General features: G+C 39.5%; 23 protein-coding genes and 2 pseudogenes. 6 read left to right on the top strand and 19 right to left on the bottom strand.

Annotated elements, in window-relative coordinates; all coding sequences use genetic code 11:
- Nucleotides 1-118: 118 nt before the first annotated feature.
- Entirely contained in the window at nucleotides 119-835 is a 717-nt protein-coding gene (locus tag DV427_RS04025) for an MgtC/SapB family protein (protein WP_114891391.1), read from the bottom strand.
- A 152-nt stretch (nucleotides 836-987) separates the two neighbouring features.
- On the opposite strand from DV427_RS04025, the gene rimO reads away from it, so the two are divergent.
- Complete coding sequence (rimO, locus tag DV427_RS04020; RefSeq protein WP_114891390.1) at nucleotides 988-2325, top strand: 30S ribosomal protein S12 methylthiotransferase RimO; 1338 nt, start codon at nucleotides 988-990, stop codon at nucleotides 2323-2325.
- 116 nt (nucleotides 2326-2441) lie between these two features.
- On the opposite strand, the gene DV427_RS04015 is transcribed toward rimO, so the two are convergent.
- On the bottom strand, nucleotides 2442-3305 hold the full coding sequence (locus tag DV427_RS04015; RefSeq protein WP_114892170.1) for an AraC family transcriptional regulator: 864 nt from the start codon (nucleotides 3303-3305) through the stop codon (nucleotides 2442-2444).
- 131 nt (nucleotides 3306-3436) lie between these two features.
- On the opposite strand from DV427_RS04015, the gene DV427_RS09395 reads away from it, so the two are divergent.
- Nucleotides 3437-3622 (top strand): hypothetical protein, encoded by a 186-nt coding sequence (locus DV427_RS09395; protein WP_162790236.1) that lies wholly within the window; start codon nucleotides 3437-3439, stop codon nucleotides 3620-3622.
- A 133-nt stretch (nucleotides 3623-3755) separates the two neighbouring features.
- Here DV427_RS09395 and DV427_RS04010 read toward each other — a convergent pair whose 3' ends face one another.
- The 4 genes from DV427_RS04010 to DV427_RS03995 form a co-directional block, all read right to left on the bottom strand.
- Complete coding sequence (locus tag DV427_RS04010) at nucleotides 3756-4370, bottom strand: CadD family cadmium resistance transporter (RefSeq protein ID WP_003766668.1); 615 nt, start codon at nucleotides 4368-4370, stop codon at nucleotides 3756-3758.
- Nucleotides 4371-4679: 309 nt separating this feature from the next.
- Nucleotides 4680-4862 (bottom strand): hypothetical protein, encoded by a 183-nt coding sequence (locus DV427_RS09550; protein WP_240317977.1) that lies wholly within the window; start codon nucleotides 4860-4862, stop codon nucleotides 4680-4682.
- Nucleotides 4853-5242 (bottom strand): ATP-binding cassette domain-containing protein, encoded by a 390-nt coding sequence (locus DV427_RS04000; RefSeq protein WP_240317976.1) that lies wholly within the window; start codon nucleotides 5240-5242, stop codon nucleotides 4853-4855. Before DV427_RS04000 ends, DV427_RS09550 begins: the two co-directional genes overlap by 10 nt.
- Nucleotides 5233-5529, bottom strand: a complete 297-nt coding sequence (locus DV427_RS03995) for an AraC family transcriptional regulator (RefSeq protein WP_240317975.1) — start codon at nucleotides 5527-5529, stop codon at nucleotides 5233-5235. Before DV427_RS03995 ends, DV427_RS04000 begins: the two co-directional genes overlap by 10 nt.
- 85 nt (nucleotides 5530-5614) lie before the next feature.
- Between DV427_RS03995 and DV427_RS09635 the strand changes: the two are divergent.
- Nucleotides 5615-6045: pseudogene (locus DV427_RS09635) on the top strand (organic hydroperoxide resistance protein).
- Between the two features lie 128 nt (nucleotides 6046-6173).
- Here DV427_RS09635 and DV427_RS03985 read toward each other — a convergent pair.
- Nucleotides 6174-7046 (bottom strand): MBL fold metallo-hydrolase, encoded by an 873-nt coding sequence (locus tag DV427_RS03985; protein WP_114891388.1) that lies wholly within the window; start codon nucleotides 7044-7046, stop codon nucleotides 6174-6176.
- 143 nt (nucleotides 7047-7189) lie between these two features.
- Here DV427_RS03985 and DV427_RS03980 point away from each other — a divergent pair, with 143 nt between their 5' ends.
- Nucleotides 7190-8143, top strand: coding sequence for a GlxA family transcriptional regulator (locus DV427_RS03980; RefSeq protein ID WP_114891387.1), 954 nt, complete (start codon nucleotides 7190-7192; stop codon nucleotides 8141-8143).
- A gap of 76 nt (nucleotides 8144-8219) precedes the next feature.
- On the opposite strand, the pseudogene DV427_RS09630 reads toward DV427_RS03980, so the two are convergent.
- From DV427_RS09630 to DV427_RS03955, 4 genes and pseudogenes are all read right to left on the bottom strand, one after another.
- A pseudogene (locus tag DV427_RS09630) lies at nucleotides 8220-8558 on the bottom strand (NADH oxidase); the annotation flags it as partial.
- A 194-nt stretch (nucleotides 8559-8752) separates the two neighbouring features.
- A complete protein-coding gene (locus tag DV427_RS03965; protein ID WP_114891385.1) occupies nucleotides 8753-9088 on the bottom strand; it encodes a thioredoxin family protein in 336 nt (111 codons plus the stop codon).
- Nucleotides 9089-9203: 115 nt separating this feature from the next.
- Complete coding sequence (locus DV427_RS03960; protein ID WP_205334665.1) at nucleotides 9204-9515, bottom strand: aldo/keto reductase; 312 nt, start codon at nucleotides 9513-9515, stop codon at nucleotides 9204-9206.
- On the bottom strand, nucleotides 9515-10093 hold the full coding sequence (locus tag DV427_RS03955; protein ID WP_114891384.1) for an NAD(P)H-dependent oxidoreductase: 579 nt from the start codon (nucleotides 10091-10093) through the stop codon (nucleotides 9515-9517). Before DV427_RS03955 ends, DV427_RS03960 begins: the two co-directional genes overlap by 1 nt.
- A 177-nt stretch (nucleotides 10094-10270) precedes the next feature.
- On the opposite strand from DV427_RS03955, the gene DV427_RS03950 reads away from it, so the two are divergent.
- Nucleotides 10271-11161, top strand: coding sequence for a LysR family transcriptional regulator (locus DV427_RS03950; RefSeq protein ID WP_114891383.1), 891 nt, complete (start codon nucleotides 10271-10273; stop codon nucleotides 11159-11161).
- 18 nt (nucleotides 11162-11179) lie between these two features.
- Here DV427_RS03950 and DV427_RS03945 read toward each other — a convergent pair whose 3' ends face one another.
- From DV427_RS03945 to waaA, 7 genes are all read right to left on the bottom strand, one after another.
- Nucleotides 11180-12064, bottom strand: coding sequence for an S-4TM family putative pore-forming effector (locus tag DV427_RS03945; protein WP_114891382.1), 885 nt, complete (start codon nucleotides 12062-12064; stop codon nucleotides 11180-11182).
- A 2-nt stretch (nucleotides 12065-12066) separates the two neighbouring features.
- On the bottom strand, nucleotides 12067-13059 hold the full coding sequence (locus tag DV427_RS03940) for an SMODS domain-containing nucleotidyltransferase (protein WP_114891381.1): 993 nt from the start codon (nucleotides 13057-13059) through the stop codon (nucleotides 12067-12069).
- A 71-nt stretch (nucleotides 13060-13130) separates the two neighbouring features.
- Nucleotides 13131-14411 carry an ATP-binding protein gene (locus DV427_RS03935; RefSeq protein ID WP_114891380.1) on the bottom strand — a complete coding sequence of 427 codons (1281 nt, stop codon included), beginning with the start codon at nucleotides 14409-14411 and terminating at the stop codon, nucleotides 13131-13133.
- 229 nt (nucleotides 14412-14640) lie between these two features.
- Nucleotides 14641-16656, bottom strand: a complete 2016-nt coding sequence (gene rep, locus DV427_RS03930) for a DNA helicase Rep (RefSeq protein ID WP_114891379.1) — start codon at nucleotides 16654-16656, stop codon at nucleotides 14641-14643.
- Between the two features lie 5 nt (nucleotides 16657-16661).
- The gene (locus tag DV427_RS03925; RefSeq protein WP_114891378.1) at nucleotides 16662-16874 is read right to left on the bottom strand and encodes a YceK/YidQ family lipoprotein; all 213 of its coding nucleotides are present in this window, start codon (nucleotides 16872-16874) and stop codon (nucleotides 16662-16664) included.
- On the bottom strand, nucleotides 16871-17341 hold the full coding sequence (gene coaD / locus DV427_RS03920) for a pantetheine-phosphate adenylyltransferase (RefSeq protein WP_046949399.1): 471 nt from the start codon (nucleotides 17339-17341) through the stop codon (nucleotides 16871-16873). The genes DV427_RS03925 and coaD overlap by 4 nt, the downstream gene beginning before the upstream one ends.
- Entirely contained in the window at nucleotides 17338-18621 is a 1284-nt protein-coding gene (gene waaA, locus DV427_RS03915; RefSeq protein WP_114891377.1) for a lipid IV(A) 3-deoxy-D-manno-octulosonic acid transferase, read from the bottom strand. The genes coaD and waaA overlap by 4 nt, the downstream gene beginning before the upstream one ends.
- A gap of 62 nt (nucleotides 18622-18683) precedes the next feature.
- Here waaA and DV427_RS03910 point away from each other — a divergent pair, with 62 nt between their 5' ends.
- Nucleotides 18684-19448, top strand: a complete 765-nt coding sequence (locus DV427_RS03910) for a glycosyltransferase family 2 protein (protein ID WP_114891376.1) — start codon at nucleotides 18684-18686, stop codon at nucleotides 19446-19448.
- On the opposite strand, the gene DV427_RS03905 is transcribed toward DV427_RS03910, so the two are convergent.
- Complete coding sequence (locus tag DV427_RS03905) at nucleotides 19445-20008, bottom strand: DNA-3-methyladenine glycosylase I (protein WP_114891375.1); 564 nt, start codon at nucleotides 20006-20008, stop codon at nucleotides 19445-19447. The genes DV427_RS03910 and DV427_RS03905 overlap by 4 nt on opposite strands.
- Nucleotides 20009-20033 lie beyond the last annotated feature (25 nt).

Genomic DNA, 20033 nt, shown 5'->3' with positions numbered 1-20033 from the left:
GATAGCGTTAGCAAAATCAAGTATTTTTCATGGAAATTTACATTTTGCGAAAGAAATTAAATAAGAAATAAAAAAGATCGGTCTATTTAAAAGAAAATTTAATTTGACCGCTCTTTTTCTAATTATCTACTTCAACACTCATCACGCCTTCTTCCGCTTTCAACAATGCATACGCATCTTTCAACATTGTGGAATCAATGGAAAAACAGCGAATTTGTAACCGTACCTCACCACTACTTTGATCTTTCACCTGTATATGTTCAATACGATACTGATTGTTTACTAACAATTGAGTGACTTTTCCAATACTTTCCGCACCATTGACAAGAATATTGAATTTTGTCCGACGACATTGTGATTTACGATGTACCCAACGTTGAACCAACGGACTTAATCGAATAGACACCAAAATCATCACAGTGGCGATGACCGCATCAAACACGAAGCCCGCCCCAGCGGCAATACCGATCCCCGCAGAAGCCCAAATAATCGCCGCAGTGGTTAAACCTGAAATCGCATCATTTTTCTTATGCAAAATCACACCTGCCCCTAAAAAACCGATGCCACTAATCACTTGAGCCGCAAGACGCATCGGATCCGTACGAATATTTTCTGAAACTTGCGCATAATGCTCTGCGGCTTGAATCGAAACAATGGTTAGCACACAAGTGGTGACGGCAATAATGGCACAAGTTTTCACGCCCACAGGTTTGCGCTTAAGCTCACGTTCTAAGCCAATAACACTACCAAGCACCATCGCCAATAGCATTTTGCTAAAAATAATTAAGTGATAAGGATTGAAAAGTGCGGTTAAAAGTAAAGATGAATTTTCCATAATGATAAAAATGAGTCCGACATAATCGTCTATTCTACATCACTTAGCTTAAAATCTTTACCCTTCCAAGCCTTTAATTTATCGCCTTTCTTGCGAAAATTGAGTAGAATCTTGCGTTTGAAATTTTATAGAGCGAAAGAACGGTTATTTTTATGCAAAATTCAACCCCAAGCATTGGCTTTGTAAGCCTTGGTTGCCCAAAAAACTTAGTAGATTCTGAACGAATCTTAACGGAGCTACGCACCGACGGTTACAACATTGTGCCAAGCTATGAAAATGTCGATTTAGTGATTGTGAACACTTGTGGCTTTATTGATAGTGCCGTGCAGGAATCACTCGAAGCGATTGGTGAAGCATTAGAAGAAAATGGACGAGTCATCGTGACTGGCTGTTTGGGGGCAAAAGAAGACCAAATTCGTGAAGTGCATCCTAAAGTTTTGGAAGTCAGCGGCCCACATAGTTATGAAGCAGTGATGGCTCAAGTTCACAAATACGTGCCAAAACCGACACATAGCCCTTACACCAGCTTAGTACCAAAACAAGGCGTGAAACTGACACCAAAACATTATGCCTATTTGAAGATCTCTGAAGGCTGTGATCACCGTTGTACGTTCTGTATTATTCCATCTATGCGTGGTGATTTGGAAAGCCGTTCTATTACGCAAGTCTTGGACGAAGCCAAACGTTTAGCCGAAGCAGGCGTAAAAGAATTGCTTGTGGTATCCCAAGACACTTCCGCTTATTCCATGGACTTAAAACGCCAAGAGGGCGGTGTAAAAACGGCTTTCTGGAATGGCATGCCAATTAAAAATGATTTAATGACGCTTTGTAAACAACTTGGCAAACTTGGCATTTGGGTTCGCTTACATTATGTGTATCCCTATCCGCATGTGGATGATTTAATTCCATTAATGGCTGATGGCACGCTCTTGCCGTATTTAGACATTCCATTACAACATGCGAGCCCAAAAATCTTAAAAGCAATGAAAAGACCGGGCAGTATTGACCGCACTTTAGAACGCATTAAACAATGGCGTGAAATTTGCCCAGATTTAACATTACGCTCCACCTTTATTGTTGGTTTTCCGGGTGAAACAGAAGAAGATTTCCAATTATTGCTCGATTTCTTAAAAGAAGCCCAACTTGATCGCGTAGGCTGCTTCAAATTCAGCCCAGTTGAAGGAGCTCCTGCAACAGAGATGGCTGACCAAGTACCAGAAGATGTGAAAGAAGAACGTTTCCATCGTTTCATGCAATTACAACAAGAAATTTCTGCAAACCGTTTAAAACAAAAAATCGGTAAAACTCTTGATGTATTAGTGGATGAAATTGACGAAGAAGGCATTATTGGCCGCTCCAAAGCAGATGCCCCTGAAGTTGATGGATTAGTTTATGTAGATAATTTAAGCGGAATCAATGTCAAAGTCGGCGACGTGATTAAAGTAACCATCACAAATTCTGATGAATATGATTTGTGGGGAAGTTGTTAAATAATAACAATCTCAACGAAATAAACAAAAAATCCATCTTCGTATTGAAGATGGATTTTTTATGACTAAGAGCGGTCAAATTTTTAAGTGTTTTTGAACCTATCTTTAAGCCTCATCTATTTAATATCCCCCTTTGGCGCATGCCCGAAATAGCGTTTGTATTCACGGCTGAATTGGCTAGGCGATTCGTAGCCGACTTGGTAAGCGGCTTCGGTAATGCCTCTCCCTTCTTGTGAGATCAGTCGTCTGGCTTCCATTAGACGTAAGGATTTTTGATATTGCAGCGGTGAAAGGCTGGTTATCTTCTTAAAATGGCTGTGAAAACCAGATAATGACATGCCGCTCAGATTTGCCAAGGTTTCCACGGTAATGGTTTCACTGAAATGCTGTTGTAGATAGTGGGTGGATTGGGCAATTTTTTGCGTATGAGATCCAATGCTTACCATCGCTTTAAGTTTATATCCTTGCTCACCAGTAAGCAACCGATAGTAGATTTCTTGTTGGATAAGTGGTGCAAGAAATTCAATATCTTTTGGATTTTCGTGCAATAGAAATAGACGTTCAACAGCATTTTTGAGAGATTCATCCAGATGCCATTGTGCAAAACCTTCGTCGCCCTTTTGAACATCATCTGCAAGGTTTGGATTTGCTAATAAAATCTTGCTAACGCTCTCAATATCAATTTTCATCGAAATCACTAAAAACGGCTTTTGCGGCTCTGCATATTTAATCTCACCACGCATCGGTACATTGACTGGGCAGAACATAAAGTGTTGATTGTCAAATCGATAGCATTGTTCACCTAGTTGTATTTCACGTTCGCCACTTAACACGATGCAAATGCTTGGTTCTTGAATAATACCTTCATAGCAAAACGGCTGATCGGCATGGCGAATCACCAAGCCTTTAATTGGAGATGAATAGGTTTCGTTATGTGGAATAACTTTTAATAAGCGTTCTATCGTTTCAGTTGAAAACATAATCTTGTAGAAATAGGCAAGTAATTTGGATAAATCATATAACACTTCATATTGCCGTTCAATATAATGAACTCACTTTCAACGGCGGTACGCCAAAACATATTAACCAATATTAAACTGAGGAAAACATTATGAAAATTTTCTACAAAACTTCAGCAACAGCAACCGGCGGATGTGATGGTCGTACCCAAGTGGACGACGGTTCAATCGACTTTGATTTGGTTTCATTTCAAAATGACGGCACCGGAGCTGATGAAAAACACCAACGCGCCGAGTATGGCAAGCACCGACGAAAAACGGCCGCATGGGGTGGGTGAAAAACTTATTCATGGTTTGGCTTAATTCTGCATGAAGATGCTTTCAGATATGGATTTATTGGACGGACAGGGTTGTATCTTGTATTGAAGAAGCAAGCCGAAGGTTTGTCAGATACTCAAATGCCCGTATCATTCATATTATTGATATTATTGTTTGAATTGTATTATTTTCAATAATAATAAATAACCCTAAACCAATATAAATAACAGCCATTATCCAACGACTAAACTTCTCTACAATTTCACCAACACCTGAAATATTAGCCAATCTTTGTGCTGTATATACTAAAACAAAAATCAATATTAAAAATACAAGAAGAGTAACTAATAAGTCGACAAGATCTAAAGTCACAAAGTAAGGAACAAAAAGTCCAATATTATCTGCACCACAACTAGCAACTGTAACCAAAGCAACAATACCGACTAATTTTGACAACCCTTTTTCATCCAATTCTTTTTTAGCTCTTTTTTCGCCCTCACAATCGTCGTAAATAGCAACTTTAATACCTAAGTAAATCGGTATTAAACCTAATAAACCCAACACCCATTTTTCCGGAACATAATTCAAAACAAAAGCTAGAAATAAACTAACTAATATTAAAATTACAGAACCTAAATATTGTCCGATATAAATATCTCGATATTCTTTTCTAGTATTTGCTCTAGCAAAAAATATTAATAGTATTACCAACAAATCTACTGCTGTAGCAATATATAAAACAGCAGCAGTAATCACAGTCGAAAACATAAAGCACCTCATAATGAATCCCCTGCCCCCTTAGCACCACGGCTTTTCCAAAAACCGAATCGCGTTCGGATAACAGATTCGTATCTTTCGCTAAAGAGGCAAGCCTGCGGCTTGCTTACCCTCTCCCTAGCCCTCTCCCACTGGGAGAGGGAATTGGGCTGTCGAGCCTGAACATTTTCAGGTTTACCTGACATCTGATTCCCAATTCTACGGTTCTCTGATTTTGAGAAACCTGATCCCCTTTCCCCGTGGGAGAGGGGTAGGGAGAGGGCAACGAACCGCAAGGTTTGTCAGAAATTTAAATTCCTATCACTCATAATAATGAATCCCCTGAAACTCTCTTGCCACCACGGCTTCTTCAAAAGCCGAATCGCGTTCGGACAGCGGCGTAGGTAGGGTAATCACGTTTTGCACGTTCATGCCCTTAGTGGAAAGCAGCATTATTTCATGGCTCAGGCATGCGGCTTCGAAGCGGTCGTGCGTTACCAGCATACACGCCATGCCCTGCCGCTCGATTTTTCCACCAGCATGGCGACCAAAATATCGCGCAAATCGCGGTCCAAACCGACGAACGGCTCGTCCAGCAAGGCAAGGTCGCAGCCGCACAGCAGCAGGCGCAAAAATGCTACCCGTTTCGCCATGCTGCCGGACAATTCGGTCGGATATTTGTTCAAATCGCCCGCAGTCAGCCCGACTTTCGCCGCCAGCGCGATGATTTCGCCTTCATCGGGTTTGTCCATAAAAATAGCGATATTCTGCATCGTGGTCAAGTTTTCCGGCAGGCGGTTTTCCTGAAACAGAAAACCCGTTTTGCGGAAAGTATTGCGTATCGTGCCCGATTTCGGCGTTTCCAAGCCCGCAATCAAACGCAAAACCGTCGTCTTGCCACAGCCGCTCGGCCCGAATGTTGATTATCAAATCGGTAGCATTGTTCGCCTAGCTGCACTTCACGTTCTACGCTTAACACGATGCAAATGCTCGGCTCTTGAATAATACCTTTGTAACAAAATGGTTGATCTGAATGGCGAAGAAATAAGCCTTTAATCTGTGATGAATAGAATTCGTTATGTGGAATAACTTTTAATAAGCGTTCTATCGTTTCATTTGAGAACATAATTTTGTAGGAATAGGCAAGTAATTTGGATAAATCATATAACACTTCATATTGCCGTTCAATATAATAAACTCACTTTCAACGGCGGTACGCCAAAACATATTAACTAACATTAAATGAGGAAAACATTATGAAAATTTTCTACAAAACATCAGCAACAGCAACCGGCGGACGTGATGGTCGTACCCAAGTAGACGACGGTTCAATTGGCTTTGATTTGGTTTCATTCCAAAACGAAAGCGGTAAGCACGGTACAAACCTCGAGCAGCTTTTCGCTATGGGTTACACGCCTGCTTTGATAGCACGATGAACCATGTAGCACCGACACTCGGCTTGAAACCGACGAAATCTTCCACTACTGTCGGTGTAGGTATCGGTCAAAAAGCCGATGGTGCATTTGGCTTAGATTTAGATATCACGATTACCGTAGCAGGTTTGACTGAAGATGAGGCGCGCAAATTGATTACTCGTGCTCATGAAGTTTGCCCTTACTCTAACGCTACTCGTGGCAATGTCGATGTACGCTTACATGTGAATGTTATTCAATCGTTTGATTTGTAATAAAAATTAGCATAATAAGTAATTTCGAAATAAAAGCCATCTGAAACTTCAGACGGCTTTTTTATAACAAAGTGCGGTCAAATTTTTAGGTGTTTTGCAAATCTCCATCAAAACTTGACCGCTTGTTTTTAAAACTTCACTGTTTCACCATCTTCTGGAATTGCTACATTTTCAAGCTTGTTTGCTTGGACAAATTGGCGTAAATCCTTACGGTAAACGGACATATGGTTTACCGCATCCATGTGCACTGTGATAAGTTTTGTATTCGGTAGCATATTACGAGCATGAGCAACATCTTGTAACCCCATAATAATGCCGTCATTCGGAAAAGCTAAGGTACGCGCATCACCAGTGTTCATAATCATTACATCAGGTTTATAACGATTAATGGCTTTGTTTACTTCAGCAGTCCAAATTGTGTCACCAACCAAGTAAACAGTTGGATGGTCTTTCGCTTGGAATGTTACGCCCATCGCCTCATCTAAAATCTCAGCTAATTGTGGTACAGCGTACATTTCCGTTGTGCCGTGAGAACCGCCGGTTTTATTTAAAATAATACCTTCAAACTCCACCGATTTTTCCAACGATAAACTGGTTATATTAGTAAAACCTTGCGCTTTGAGTAGGTTGCCATCCCGTTCATGTTGCACAAAAATTTTGATGAATTTAGGTAAAATTTTTTGTGCAACCTCATCCCAATGATCTTCATGTGTATGAGTCAAAATAATGGCATCAACGTCTTTGAAAGTATCTTCTGCTTTCATAGGCAATTCCACAAGTGGATTACGCAAATGGCTATTTAATGTCCCTTCAAAACCTGCATAACGTCCTTTTTCTGCAAGCATAGGATCAATTAAAAAAGTTTTCCCTGCGTAGTTCAGACGACCAGTAGCATTGCGGATATGTTGGTAGCTATCAGTGTTTTTAGAGGCAAGATCTACAGCGAAAGTATTTGCGCTAATAGCCAATGCTGTAGTGGTAATTAAGGTTTTTAAGTTCATTGTTTTTCCCTTTCTATATACGTTATTGAATGAATAAACATATTATAGTGAGAACAAAATTGCGCAAAAATAGACAAAAAATCAATAAACGTAATAATCAGGTCATTTTTGTGCTATGCTCATATCAAAGTAGGAGAAATAAAATGAATAAACCCACAGTTGCTTTGATTGTGTATGAACAAATGATGCCCATTCATTTTGCGATGGCATATTCCGTTTTTTCTATGTCGGATTTAAACGGCAAGCCGTTATTTGACTGTAAAATCGTTAGCGATTCGGACAACCTGACAAACTCGCTATTTCACATACATTTAGATGGTGGTTTAGAATGGTTAGAGAATGCCGATATTGTTGTGATGACTGGATGGCATGATACTCAAGTGATGCCTAGTGAGGCTTTATTAACGGCGTTACGGCAAGCATATCAACGTGGTGCGACAGTGGTGGGTTTATGTTATGGTGCCTATGTGTTAGCGTGCAGTGGTTTACTTAACGGCAAAAAAGCAACCACACATTGGCTAGGAGATAGTGATTTTACTAGTCGCTTTCCGCAGGTGAAATGGGATTTAAATCCTATTTATTTAGAACAAGATCGACTGATTACCTCTGCAGGAACGGCAGCTTCCATGGATTGTTGCCTTTCTATTGTCCGTAAATTATATGGTGTGAAAATTGCCAATCATATTGCCCGAATACTGGTTATCCCCCCTCATCGTGAAGGAGGACAAGCACAATTTATCGAACGCCCTATTTCTCGTTCCACACCTAATCATAATATCAATGTGTTGCTTGCTTATTTAAATGAAAATCTGACCGCACTTCATTCGACTGATAGTCTTGCCAAACGTTTGTCAATGAGCCGTAGCACTTTCACCCGACATTTTCGCAAAGCAACCGGAATGTCATTAAATCAATGGTTAATTGAAGCAAGGCTACAGCGAGCAAGAGAGCTTTTGGAAAGCACAGATTTATCTATTACTGACATTGCAGAACAAAGTGGATTTCATAGCGATACCGCCTTGCGTCAGCACTTCTTGAAGAAACATAAGATTTCACCGAATCGCTGGCGTAAGCAGTTTCAAATTGAGGATATTTAGATCTTTTGATTTTAAAGTACGGTCAGATTTTTAGATGTTTTTACAAATTCAATTCACAATTAGACCGCTTACCCTATCAAGATCTGCCAGTACTTAAACCTGCTTTGCCGTTTTCCCACAAGGTTTTCAGCAATACTTTCCACGCCGACAATTTAGGATTGGGCTGCTTGCCTTGCCCAATCAAGTCCATTTGCGTCATATACCAATTCATTTCCAGCATCGCGCCCGCTTTTTTATCAACCAACGCCACGCCTGTTTGGATGCGGTCGATTTGGTAAGTGCCGTTTTGCATTTAGTTTGCCCAATCGGACACCAAAGCAAACGGACGAGCGACACCGACCAAATCCAAATGGCCGCTGGATAAGGCATCTTCCATGGCGCTTTGTGAACGGAAGCCACCGGTAATAATCAAAGGGAATTTTCAGAAGATGGTTTTAGCGTACAAATCACAGCGTTTCATTAATAATCATCTCAGTCTGCAAGCCGTTTCAGACGACCTTTTCGTAATAAAGAGCGGTCAAATTTTTAAGTGTTTTGCAAATCATCTTAAAAACTTGACCACTTGCATCATTATCAAGACCACAGCCGTCTGAAACATTGATAGACCGGTTACTGATGTCCGCTTTCTGCTACTTTTGTCCATTTTGCCAATGTCTGCTTCATCTGTGCCTGAGGGATGAAGCGGGCCATCCGTTCTACTTCCTTGCCTTGATAAAACAGCAGCCATGCAGGTGCGGTCAGCACGTGGAAACGTCCGACCATTTCGGGTATTTCAGCAATATCGGCTTTTACGGCATGCACATTTCCTTCCACTGCCAAAGCTGAGTCAAGCTGGGCGGCCACGACCGTACAAACACCGCAGATTGGGGCTTTGATGTACAGTGATACTAAAGGGTGTGTGGCGATGGCCTGTTCGATGTCTTTCAGAGTGTGCAGTTGTTGCATGTCATGTACTCCTTTAAGCGATTCAGCCCTTTTCTAGTTGTCCAGAAAAGGGGCTTTTAACGAAATGAAAACAAGAAAGCAGTTTGAGTCGTTTAGATTTTCTCTACTACTCTCGCTACACTTGCGCACCCATTTTCCACGCGGAGATGCGTTTCAAATTATCCACCGTATCGTGATTGACGATGGCAGCGAACGTGCCGTCCAGTTTGGCAATTTCGGCTTTGTCTTCATCGCTGAGGGCAAAGTCAAAGATGTTCAAGTTTTCCGCCATGCATTCGGGTTTGGTGGATTTTGCTAACACAATGATGTCGCGTTCGACCAGCCAGCGGGTAATCACTTGCGCCACGGATTTGCCATATTTCGTACCAATTAGCGACTGACAAAATGGTGGGCAAAAGCCCACCGCTTCAAGTTGATGTTTTATCATTAACCGAACACTTTTTTCAAGTGTACTTGATAGTCTGCTAAGTATTGTTCTATTTGTGGATTTTTAATTACATCGTTACATATAAATGTCGGTAAACGGCTCATACCGAGGAATTCGTTGAGTTTATGAAAGTGCATGTACAAGTCATCCACGCCTTTTCCTTCAAAAAAATCGCCTTCACGGGTGAATGCTTCAATCGGAGCATTCCACGTAAGCGAAAGCATGTGTTTTTTGCCATGCAGCAAACCACCTGTGCCAAATCCTTCGGTCGGGCTGACACGATGGCGGCCATCACTGTGGTAAAGCTTGCCGTGTCCGGCGATAAATACTTCATCTATGTATTTTTTCACTGTCCAAGGTTCATGCATCCACCAACTGGGCATTTGCCAAATCACGGCATCCATCCACAAGAATTTTTCGATTTCTGCCTCAACATCATAGCCAGCATCAATCACAGTTTCTTTTACATTGTGTCCAAGTGCGGTCAAAACTTCTTTTGCTTTTTTGTGAAGCGTGTGGTTTAACTCACCATGCGAATGGCCGAATTCTTTACCACCGTTTAATAATAAAATGTTCATTTTTACTCCTAGAATAAATAATTTATAAAAAAAGGATGTGATGTTTACGGATATTGTCTTCTGTTTACTATCATGAAAGTGCAGTCATTTTATGATTTGTTTTTATTGAGATAAATAGGGTTTAGCTTTATTATGTAATGAATTAAATTCACTAATAAAAGAGAGTTTAAAGAGAAAATGCAGAACTTTAACGAACTGAATTATTTTTTAACACTGGCGCAAACGCAGAGTTTTGTGAAAGCAGGGCAACTTTTAGGGATTTCTTCTTCGGCGTTGAGCCATAGCATGAAAAATTTAGAAACGCGGCTGAACCTGCGTCTGTTCAACCGCACTACACGCAATGTGTCGCTGACCGAAGCCGGGCAACAGCTTTTCGACCAACTTTTCCCACTTTATCAAGCCATAAACCAAGAAGTCGATGCATTAAATGATTTTTTGAATACGCCATCGGGATTGATTCGCATCAACGCCCCGTCGATGGTAGCGGAAGCCGTGTTGTATCCAAAATTAAAGCCGATTTTGAACCAATACCCGAAAATCCGCTTGGAAATCGTGGTGGACGATCGTTGGGCGGACATTGTGAAAGAAGGATTTGATATGGGCGTTCGGTTAGGTAACAAGGTAGCGAAAGAGATGATTGCGGTGCCAATTTCCGCACCGCTCAAAATGGTATTGGTTGCCTCGCCCGATTATTTGGCGCAACACGGTTCACCGAAAAATATTGATGATCTGCAACAACACCGCCTTATCGGCATAAAACTCTCTGCTGAACACGGCACGGAGATGCAGTGGGAATTCAAATACAAAAAAAAGCTAATTACGTTCACGCCAAAATCGCAGTTTTCCATCAACAATCATCTGCGTCAGCAAGCCGTTTCAGACGGCCTTGGCATTGCGTGGATAGCACACATGAGCGTAGCGGATGCACTCCATTCTGGGCACCTGGTCGAGCTGTTGCCTGAGTATGCTATGACTTACGAACCGCTTTACCTCTATTACCCCAGCCGCCGCGGACATTCCAATGTGTTTAAGCTGATTGTGGATGCGTTAAAAGTAAAAGCCGTCTGAAATTTCAGACGGCCTTTTTTATTCTAATCGCTGACGAGATCTTGCTTCCTCTCGATATTTATAAAATTTATAAAAGAAATCAGGTATTGGTTTGTGATTCTTTCTGAATCTAAATATATTAGACTGAATTTCTTTTAAAATATATGGAATACATTCTATACTATTTGCAGAAATATCAGAGAATATTTCATGTTTCTCGTTTATAACTTCTTCTTTCTCTTTAATTTCATTTCTTGTACTCCATGCACTACTGACTGGAGTTTTTATAATAGCTGCAGAAAACACAAGAAAATTATATAAATTACCAAAGCCACTAAGGAAAAGTGGTTTAATTTCATTCCAAACAAAACTAATTCCAACAATAATAATTATTAATAAAAACAATAAAAATAATAAAAAATTTAAATACCTTTTAGATAAACTAATATTCCATCCAATATTTTGTTGTTGGCAAGCTAAAGCTGAATAAGGGAAATTAAATTTAGATATAGCATCTGTATACCAATTTCTCACTTGCTCTTTTATACCTCTATCCTTGCTAATGGCTTCATCTGATATTTTAAGTATTTCCTCATTATCTACAACAGGCTTGTAATTCAAGTTGAATAAACCGCAATCAAATTCTTGTTGAACTTCAGCTGCTTTCTCTTGGGTGCTTTTTGATACTTTCCCAATCCCTAAAGAAGTAACTAAAAAAAATGTTGAAATTAATCCAAAATAGTAATCAGGATAATTCCTTAAATATTCAATAGGAATTATTGGCAACACTGAGATGCTTATTGATATGACTAGAATTAATAATTCTAAACTTTTTAAGTTCTTCGCTCGTGAGTACAGCACACGCTGAACTATCAATAACCGCAAGTTTTTCTCTAAGTTTTGTTCTTCTAAAATATTTTTCACCTTTAATCTCCATAATTAGGAAATTCATCACCTAAAACTTTTTTCCAGTATTCAAATGATTGTTCCACAGAAACTTTTTTCGCATCCTCAATGTTTTCTAGATCATTATTAATTCTTGATGTTAAATTAATTTTCTCCTCATAGCTCAAATTATTTAAATCACCTTCGATATTTTTGGGGTCATTAACAATATCCCATATACTATCTCTTAAATAAATTAAAGATTGCTCAAACTCATAATCAATATCATATAATTTTTCTCTACTTCTATAATAGTTAGCCAGCATTACCTCTAATAAATAGGATGATTCTAGGTTTGCTTTCTTATCAAATGCCTTGCTGTTCCAATATTTAACTAATCGAACAAGTTCTAAAAAATTTCCATTATGTTTCTTATTGATAGATGTAACTAATTCTTGATCTTTTTCAGGGTTGGTTTTCATCCATCCTCCCTTTCCATTTGGAATTAGATAAACACCTGAAGTTGTATAGAAACATGGCACAAGATCGAAATTCCACTCATAGGAAGATAATTTTAAAGTGATAGCTTGCTGCTTTCTATGAATATCTGCATTTTCATAGTGACTAATATTGGTCAATGCACTTTTGAATTTATTGAGAAGTTTTGTTGAGTTTAGTGATTTATCTTCATTCAAACAATCTTTCCATAATCCACTATCTTGAACGTCTTGTTTTAAATGAATTGAACAATTTTTATAATCATCAATATTTTCATACCAATATAATAAATGCCCATTTAAACCAATCATTATATCAATATCATCTATTGGTCGAACTTTAGTTCTACGAGAAAAAGAACCAAAGTGAAGGTTAAAATTTTTACAAAAATATAAATGTTGAGTGCTTGTTTCAAAGCTTTCTATACGTTCTAGTAACCAATCTCTACTATCTCTTGCTTTTTTGACTCGCTCTGAGGGCATATTCACATTTTCTTCAATCATTTGTTTTAAAGCAGATTGTATTGTTCTAGCCATTTTGTTAGTTCCTTTTGATTTAAATTATTCAGCTGTATTGTTCCGTACAATATTATTTTCAAGTTGAAATTTTATATTCCATACAATGGTACGTTCACCAGCCAATCCTGCTCCCTATAATCCGCCATTGAAAAGCGAATTGATTGTTCTGGCTGAAATTGTTCTACATACACTTTCAAACTTTTTGCTTTTAAATTTTCTTCTGCTTTGACTTCAATCGGAATCACAGCTTGCTTACGTTGTACAACAAAATCAACCTCTGCCGTGCCTTTTTCAGTTGACCAATAAAAAACGGGGTTTTCTTGGGTGGCAATCAGTTGTTGTAAAACGTATTGTTCGGTCAATGCACCTTTAAATTCGGTAAAAATACGGCTGCCTTCTAGCAGTATGCTGGCATCCAAATTGCTTTGCGCGGCAAGCAGCCCCACATCTAAGCCATACAATTTAAAGGCGTTATCTTGATAAGCAGAAAGTGGCAAATGTGGTTTCTTCACACGAGGCACGCTATGCACTAAGCCACTGTCTTTTAGCCATTGCAATGCAATTTCATAGTCTTTGCTTCTCGCCCCTTTTTGTAGCTGAGCATAGATAAATTTTTTATTTTCTTTGGCAAGCTGCTCAGGAATGGAAACCCAAATTGACCGCACTTTTTGCACAGTTTGACCATCGTGAATATGTTTGGAAAAATCTTGTTCATACGCCATCAATAAATTACGTTGTACTTGGCGCACTTCATCGACATTTTGTGTTTCGATAAATACTTTTACCGCTTCGGGCATACCGCCGACAAAATAATATAGACGGAGTAAATCAATATAGGTGGTTTTCATGGCTAAAATTAGCGACCAGTCTTTCAATTCCAGCAATTTCACTAAATCTTGTTTGCCAAGTGCGGTTAAAAATTCATGAAAATCCATAGGATAAAGTGGTAGAAAGTCCACTTTGCCAACAGGAAAAGAGACTTGATGATGTAGTGACACCCCAAGCAATGAGCCTGCCGCGACGATATAAAATTGAGGTGCATTTTCGTAAAAATATTTGAGTGAAGATAATGCTTGCGGGACTTCTTGTACTTCATCAAAAATAATCAAGGTGTTTTCTGCTTGAATATCGACACCGCTTTCAATTTTCAAACCGAGCATTAAGCGATCAATATCATAGTCGCCAGAAAATAGCGTTTTCATCCGAGGGTTATTATCAAAGTTGATATACGCCACTTTTTCAAAGGATTGATCGCCAAAGTGTTTCATCACCCAGGTTTTTCCTACCTGTCTTGCTCCTTGAATAATCAACGGTTTGCGGTTTGTTTTGTGTTTCCAATTTTCTAATGATTGTATGATTTTACGCTGCATAATGTTTCTCTAAAACAAGGGATGTAGAGTAATTATACATTTTTTCTAACAATAGGCAGGAACAAATTAACATTTTTTTAAATGAAAAATAGTGAATTAATACACTTTTTAAAACTAAATATGTTTTTCAGGCGGTCTTTTATGTTCTAAAGTGCTGTCAATTGGCAAAACACCTGAAAATCTAACCGCACTTTTTTATTTCTTATTTTGTAATTCAAAGCCAGATTTTCTAGCCTCCTTTCAAAATCACCCTCAATCGATCAAGTTGGTTTTGTGTTTTTTCTTGTTTTTGCTCGGTGGTTAGTTTTGGTTTATCGCGTTCCCATAACACATCATCATTGGGTAATTCGGCTAAAAATCGGCTCGGTTCTGGGCGAACTAATTCACCATATTGACGGCGCTCACGACATAAAGAAAAGGTGAGTTCTTTTTGTGCTCTTGTTATACCCACATAAGCCAAGCGGCGTTCTTCTTCCACATTGTCTTCATCAATACTGGTTTGGTGGGGCAAAATACCCTCTTCCATACCAATCAAATAAACATAAGGAAATTCCAATCCTTTAGATGCGTGCAATGTCATCAGTTGAACTTGATCGCTCTCATCATCGTCTTCGCCTCGCTCCAACATATCGCGTAATGTTAGGCGGGTTACCACTTGATTAAGGTTCATCGGCTCATTGGTTTCATCGCCTTTTAACATATCCGCAACCCAGTCAAATAGCGTGGCGACATTCTTACTTTGCATTTCTGCCGCTTTAGGGCTTGTGGCGTATTCGTACAAATATTCTTCATAATGAATCGCGGATAACATTGAACGTACCGCCCGTTCAGGTTCAGAACGTTGAATTTCATCATTAAGTTCTACAATCCAACGGCCAAATTTTTGCAATGAATCATAGGCTTTTGGCGTGATGCGTTGAATAAGCTCAAACTCAAAAATAGTATCAAACAAACTGATGTGTTTTTCTTGAGCCAACTCACCAAGTTTTTGTAAGGTTGCGGTGCCAATTTCACGTTTCGGTGTATTCACAATACGCAGAAATGCTGCGTCATCATCTTGATTCACCACCAAGCGTAAATACGCCATCATATCTTTGATTTCTGCACGGGAGAAAAAAGAAGTACCGCCCGAAATTTTGTAAGGAATGCGATTTTGCATCAGTACTTTTTCGAGTAATCGGGATTGATGATTGCCTCGATACAAAATCGCGTAATCTTTATATTTGGTTTTACGGCTAAAACGATGGGCGATCAACTCGGCGACAACCCGCTCTGCTTCGTGTTCTTCATTTTTTGCTTCGATGACAAGCAATTTCTCCCCTTCTCCAATAGTTGAAAAAAGTTTCTTATCAAACACGTGCTCATTGTTATCAATCAAGATATTGGCGCAATGCAAAATACGCTGGGTTGAGCGATAATTTTGCTCTAGCTTAATCACTTGCAAACGAGGGAAATCATCGCGTAAACGCACCATATTTTCTGGACGTGCGCCACGCCATGAATAAATAGATTGGTCATCATCGCCCACTACAGTGAAACAAGCACGATGACCCACTAAAAGTTTAATCAGCTCATATTGACTGGTATTGGTATCTTGATATTCATCCACCAACAAATAACGAATTTTTGCCTGCCATTTTGACCGCACTTCTTCATTTTGCTTGAACAACAACGTCGGCAGCATAATCAAATCATCAAAATCAAGGGCATTGTAGGCTCGAATTTGTGTGGCGTAACGCTCATAACATTTTGCGAAAGTTTGATATTTAGCATCACGTGCCAACGCAAATGCCTGTTTTGGCGAAATCAAATCGTTCTTCCAGTTAGAAATCACTGAAATTAACTCACGCAATAAATTCTTATCTTCTTTTAACACATCAACGGTTAGCTCTTTTAACAACGCAAATTGATCGTGTTCGTCAAACAAAGTCATATTTGATTTAAAGCCCAATGCTTTATATTCACGCTTAATAATGTCAAAACCAAGCGTATGAAAAGTGGAAACGAGCAAACCTTTAGATTGCTCTTTGCCAATGGAATGTGCAACACGCTCTTTCATCTCGCGTGCGGCTTTGTTGGTAAAAGTAACAGCGGCAATTTGTTTCGGAGAATAACCGCACTTTTCAATTAAATGGGCGATTTTATTAATAATGACGCGAGTTTTGCCTGAGCCTGCGCCAGCAAGCACAAGACAAGGGCCAGTCACATATTCAACGGCTTGTTGTTGTTGAGGATTGAGTTTCATAAGAATTATTGGGCCCACGCATAGGGCAGTAATACGGTGTCTAATAAAAATGAGAGAGGCAAATCTAAGATTGGCAATCCCCATTGTTGGGACATTTCAAGATCATAAGCAACCCCTGCATAGGCGGTATATTTTTCTGTTGGATCGATAAGTTTAACCACGGAACCACAACCAGATAAAGCGATAAGTGCGGTCAAAAAAATAAAGATTTTTATCATCGTGCTTTTAACGCATTAAACACAGGTACAGGAACTAGCTCGGCGACATCTCCTCCATGTAAATAAATTTCACGCACAATAGTAGAAGAAACAAAAGCCCATTTTTCTGCTGGAGGGAAAAACAGACTATCTACGCCTTTTGTGAGTAAACGATTCAGTGCTGCTAATTGAAGTTCATATTCAAAATCTGTTGTCGTGCGTACGCCGCGAATAATGGCGGAAATATTGTGCTGCTTAATCACATTGGCCAACAAATCAGAAAAGCCAAACACCTCAACATTAGATAAATGCGCAACAGATTGACGAACAAGCTCCACGCGTTCATCCAAAGAAAATAGTGGCTTTTTGCTTGGGCTATTCGCCACCGCTACTAAAACACGAGGAAAAATCACCGCACTTCTTTCAATAATGTCTAAATGACCGTTCGTAATCGGATCAAAAGTACCGGGATAAATCACGCTCGTCATACATTACGCTCCAAATAAGGTTTTAATAAATCTAACAAACGTTGTAATGCCCCTCGGTTTTCCATCAGCACCTCATAGCCAGCATTGCCTAAACGTTCACTCGCCTCTTTTGAATTTAATAAGGCTTCTACCGCACGTTCTAAGGCATCTGCGGTTGAATTAACTTCTAGCACACCTTGTACTTCTACCAGCATTCGAAATATCTCAGGGAAATTGAAAGTATACTTGCCAGTAATCACTGGCATTTTAAACGCAAGAGGTTCCAGTGGATTGTGTCCACCATGTTTCACAAGGCTTCCGCCCACAAAAGCAATATCAGAAACGCCATACATCAACATGAGTTCGCCCATACTATCACCCAAAATCACTTGAGTATTCTCATTTGGTAACTCATTTGTAGAACGGCGAATAAATTGGAATTTTTCCTTTTTGAGTAAATCAGCCACCACATTAAAACGCTCTGGATGGCGCGGAACGAGTAATACCAATAAGTTTGGGTATTTTTCCAATAATTGGCGATGTGCTTGTAAGATAATTTGCTCTTCGCCTTCATGGGTACTCGCGACAATCCAAATCGGACGATTTTTTACCCAAAGTGCTCGTAAAGCATCAATCTTTTCACGTAACTCATCAGTGATGGAGAGATCATATTTAATATTGCCCGTCACCTTCAATTTATCTTTGCGATAACCTAAATCCAAATAACGATTGCTACTAATTTTGTCTTGAGGTGCAATTAAATCAATTTGTGAAAACATATTTTGCAAACGCGGTTTAATTTTTCCATAACGGCGCGCTGAACGTGCAGACAAGCGTGCATTTGCCACAACAAAAGGAATGTCACGGCGATAAAATCGTTGGATTAAATTTGGCCAAAGTTCGGTTTCAATCACAATACAAAGTTTTGGGTGAACAAAGTCAATAAAACGATTAATGGCGCAAGGTATGTCATAAGGCAAATAGCAATGGAAAACGCTATTGCCAAACGCCGCTTTGACACGATCAGAACCCGTAGGGGTGACCGTAGTGAAAGTAATAGGTAAGTGCGGGTAATTTTGTTGGAGTTTTTGCACGAGTGGCGTGGCAGCAATGACCTCACCCACGGATGCCGCATGAATAACGATACCACCAGCCTTAGGCGGTGTCAGTGAAGCATAAAAACCGTAACGCTCACCAAGCCTTTTTCGGTAATTCGGTGCCTTAAATCCGAGTAGCCACATAAAGAGCAGCACTAACGGTTGAATCAGATACATCAAGCTCGTATAAAAAAAACGCCACATAAATGAAATTCGGTTATACTTGAAAAAATTTCGGCTAGTATAGCAAAAAAAGGATTGAAAATATGCCTACAATTAGCGTTGCGATGATTGTAAAAAATGAAGCACAAGACCTCGCCAATTGCTTAGACACCGTAAAAGATTGGGTGGATGAAATTATCATTCTAGATTCTGGTAGCACAGATAACACTAAAGAAATTGCGCTCAGTTATGGAGCGAAATTCTATGAAAATAGCAACTGGCCGGGCTTTGGTAAACAACGCCAATTAGCCCAACAATATGTAACCAGTGATTATGTACTTTGGCTAGATGCAGATGAACGAGTTACACCCAAGCTACAACAAGCTATCTTAAGTGCGGTTAAAAATGATCGAGAAAATACCGTTTATGAAATTCCACGAGTTAGTGAAGTTTTTGGGCGTGAAATTCGCCATTCAGGCTGGTATCCAGATTATGTGGTTCGCCTCTATCGCACAAATTATGCGCAATATAACGATTCACTTGTGCATGAAAAAGTGGAATTTCCAGCTGGGACAAAAGTAGAAAAATTAACCGGTGATTTAGAACATTTCACTTATAAAAGCATCCATCATTATCTAGTGAAATCCGCAGGTTATGCAAAAGCCTGGGCAGACCAACGCCAGGCAAAAGGAAAAAAAACCACACTTTGGCAAGGAATCACTCACGCACTCGGTTGTTTTGTGAAGATGTATTTGTTAAAGGCGGGTTTTTTAGATGGCAAACAAGGATTTTTATTAGCGGTGTTATCGGCGCATTCAACCTTTGTAAAATACGCCGATTTATGGGAGCGCGATCAGCATAAATACTAGCGAGTTTTGCAAGGACAATTATTTAAATGATCGTCCACTAACCCCATAGACTGCATAAACGCATAGCACGTGGTTTCGCCAACAAAGACGAAACCACGTTTTTTTAAGGCTTTAGAAAGTGCTTTCGATGCTTCTGTTTTAGCCGGCACAGATCGCAAATCAGGTACATTATTGACAATCGGTTTATGATTCACAAATGACCAAATAAAATCACTGAAATTTTCACCGCACTTTTCCATCGCCAAATAAGCTTTCGCATTTTTGACAATGGCCTCTAACTTGTCTCGATGGCGAATTAATCCTGCATTTTTCATACAATCATTAATATCAAGTGCGGTCATTTTTGCGATTTTTTTCGGATCAAATTGATGAAAGGCCACACGGTAAGATTCACGTTTTTTCAAAACCGTAATCCACGAAAGCCCCGCTTGCTGCCCTTCCAGACAAATTTTTTCAAATAGCTTTTGGCTATCGAATTCAGGCTTACCCCATTCATTGTCATGATAATCAATATAAATAGGTTGTTCACCAACCCAAGGGCATCTTGTTATTTGTTGCATATTAAAACTTGACAAAATAAAACGT

Source organism: Haemophilus haemolyticus, assembly GCF_003351405.1.
GTDB classification, from domain to species: domain Bacteria; phylum Pseudomonadota; class Gammaproteobacteria; order Enterobacterales; family Pasteurellaceae; genus Haemophilus; species Haemophilus haemolyticus_N.
Note: the sequence above shows the minus strand (reverse complement) of the source record. Positions and strands in the feature narration are given on the sequence as shown.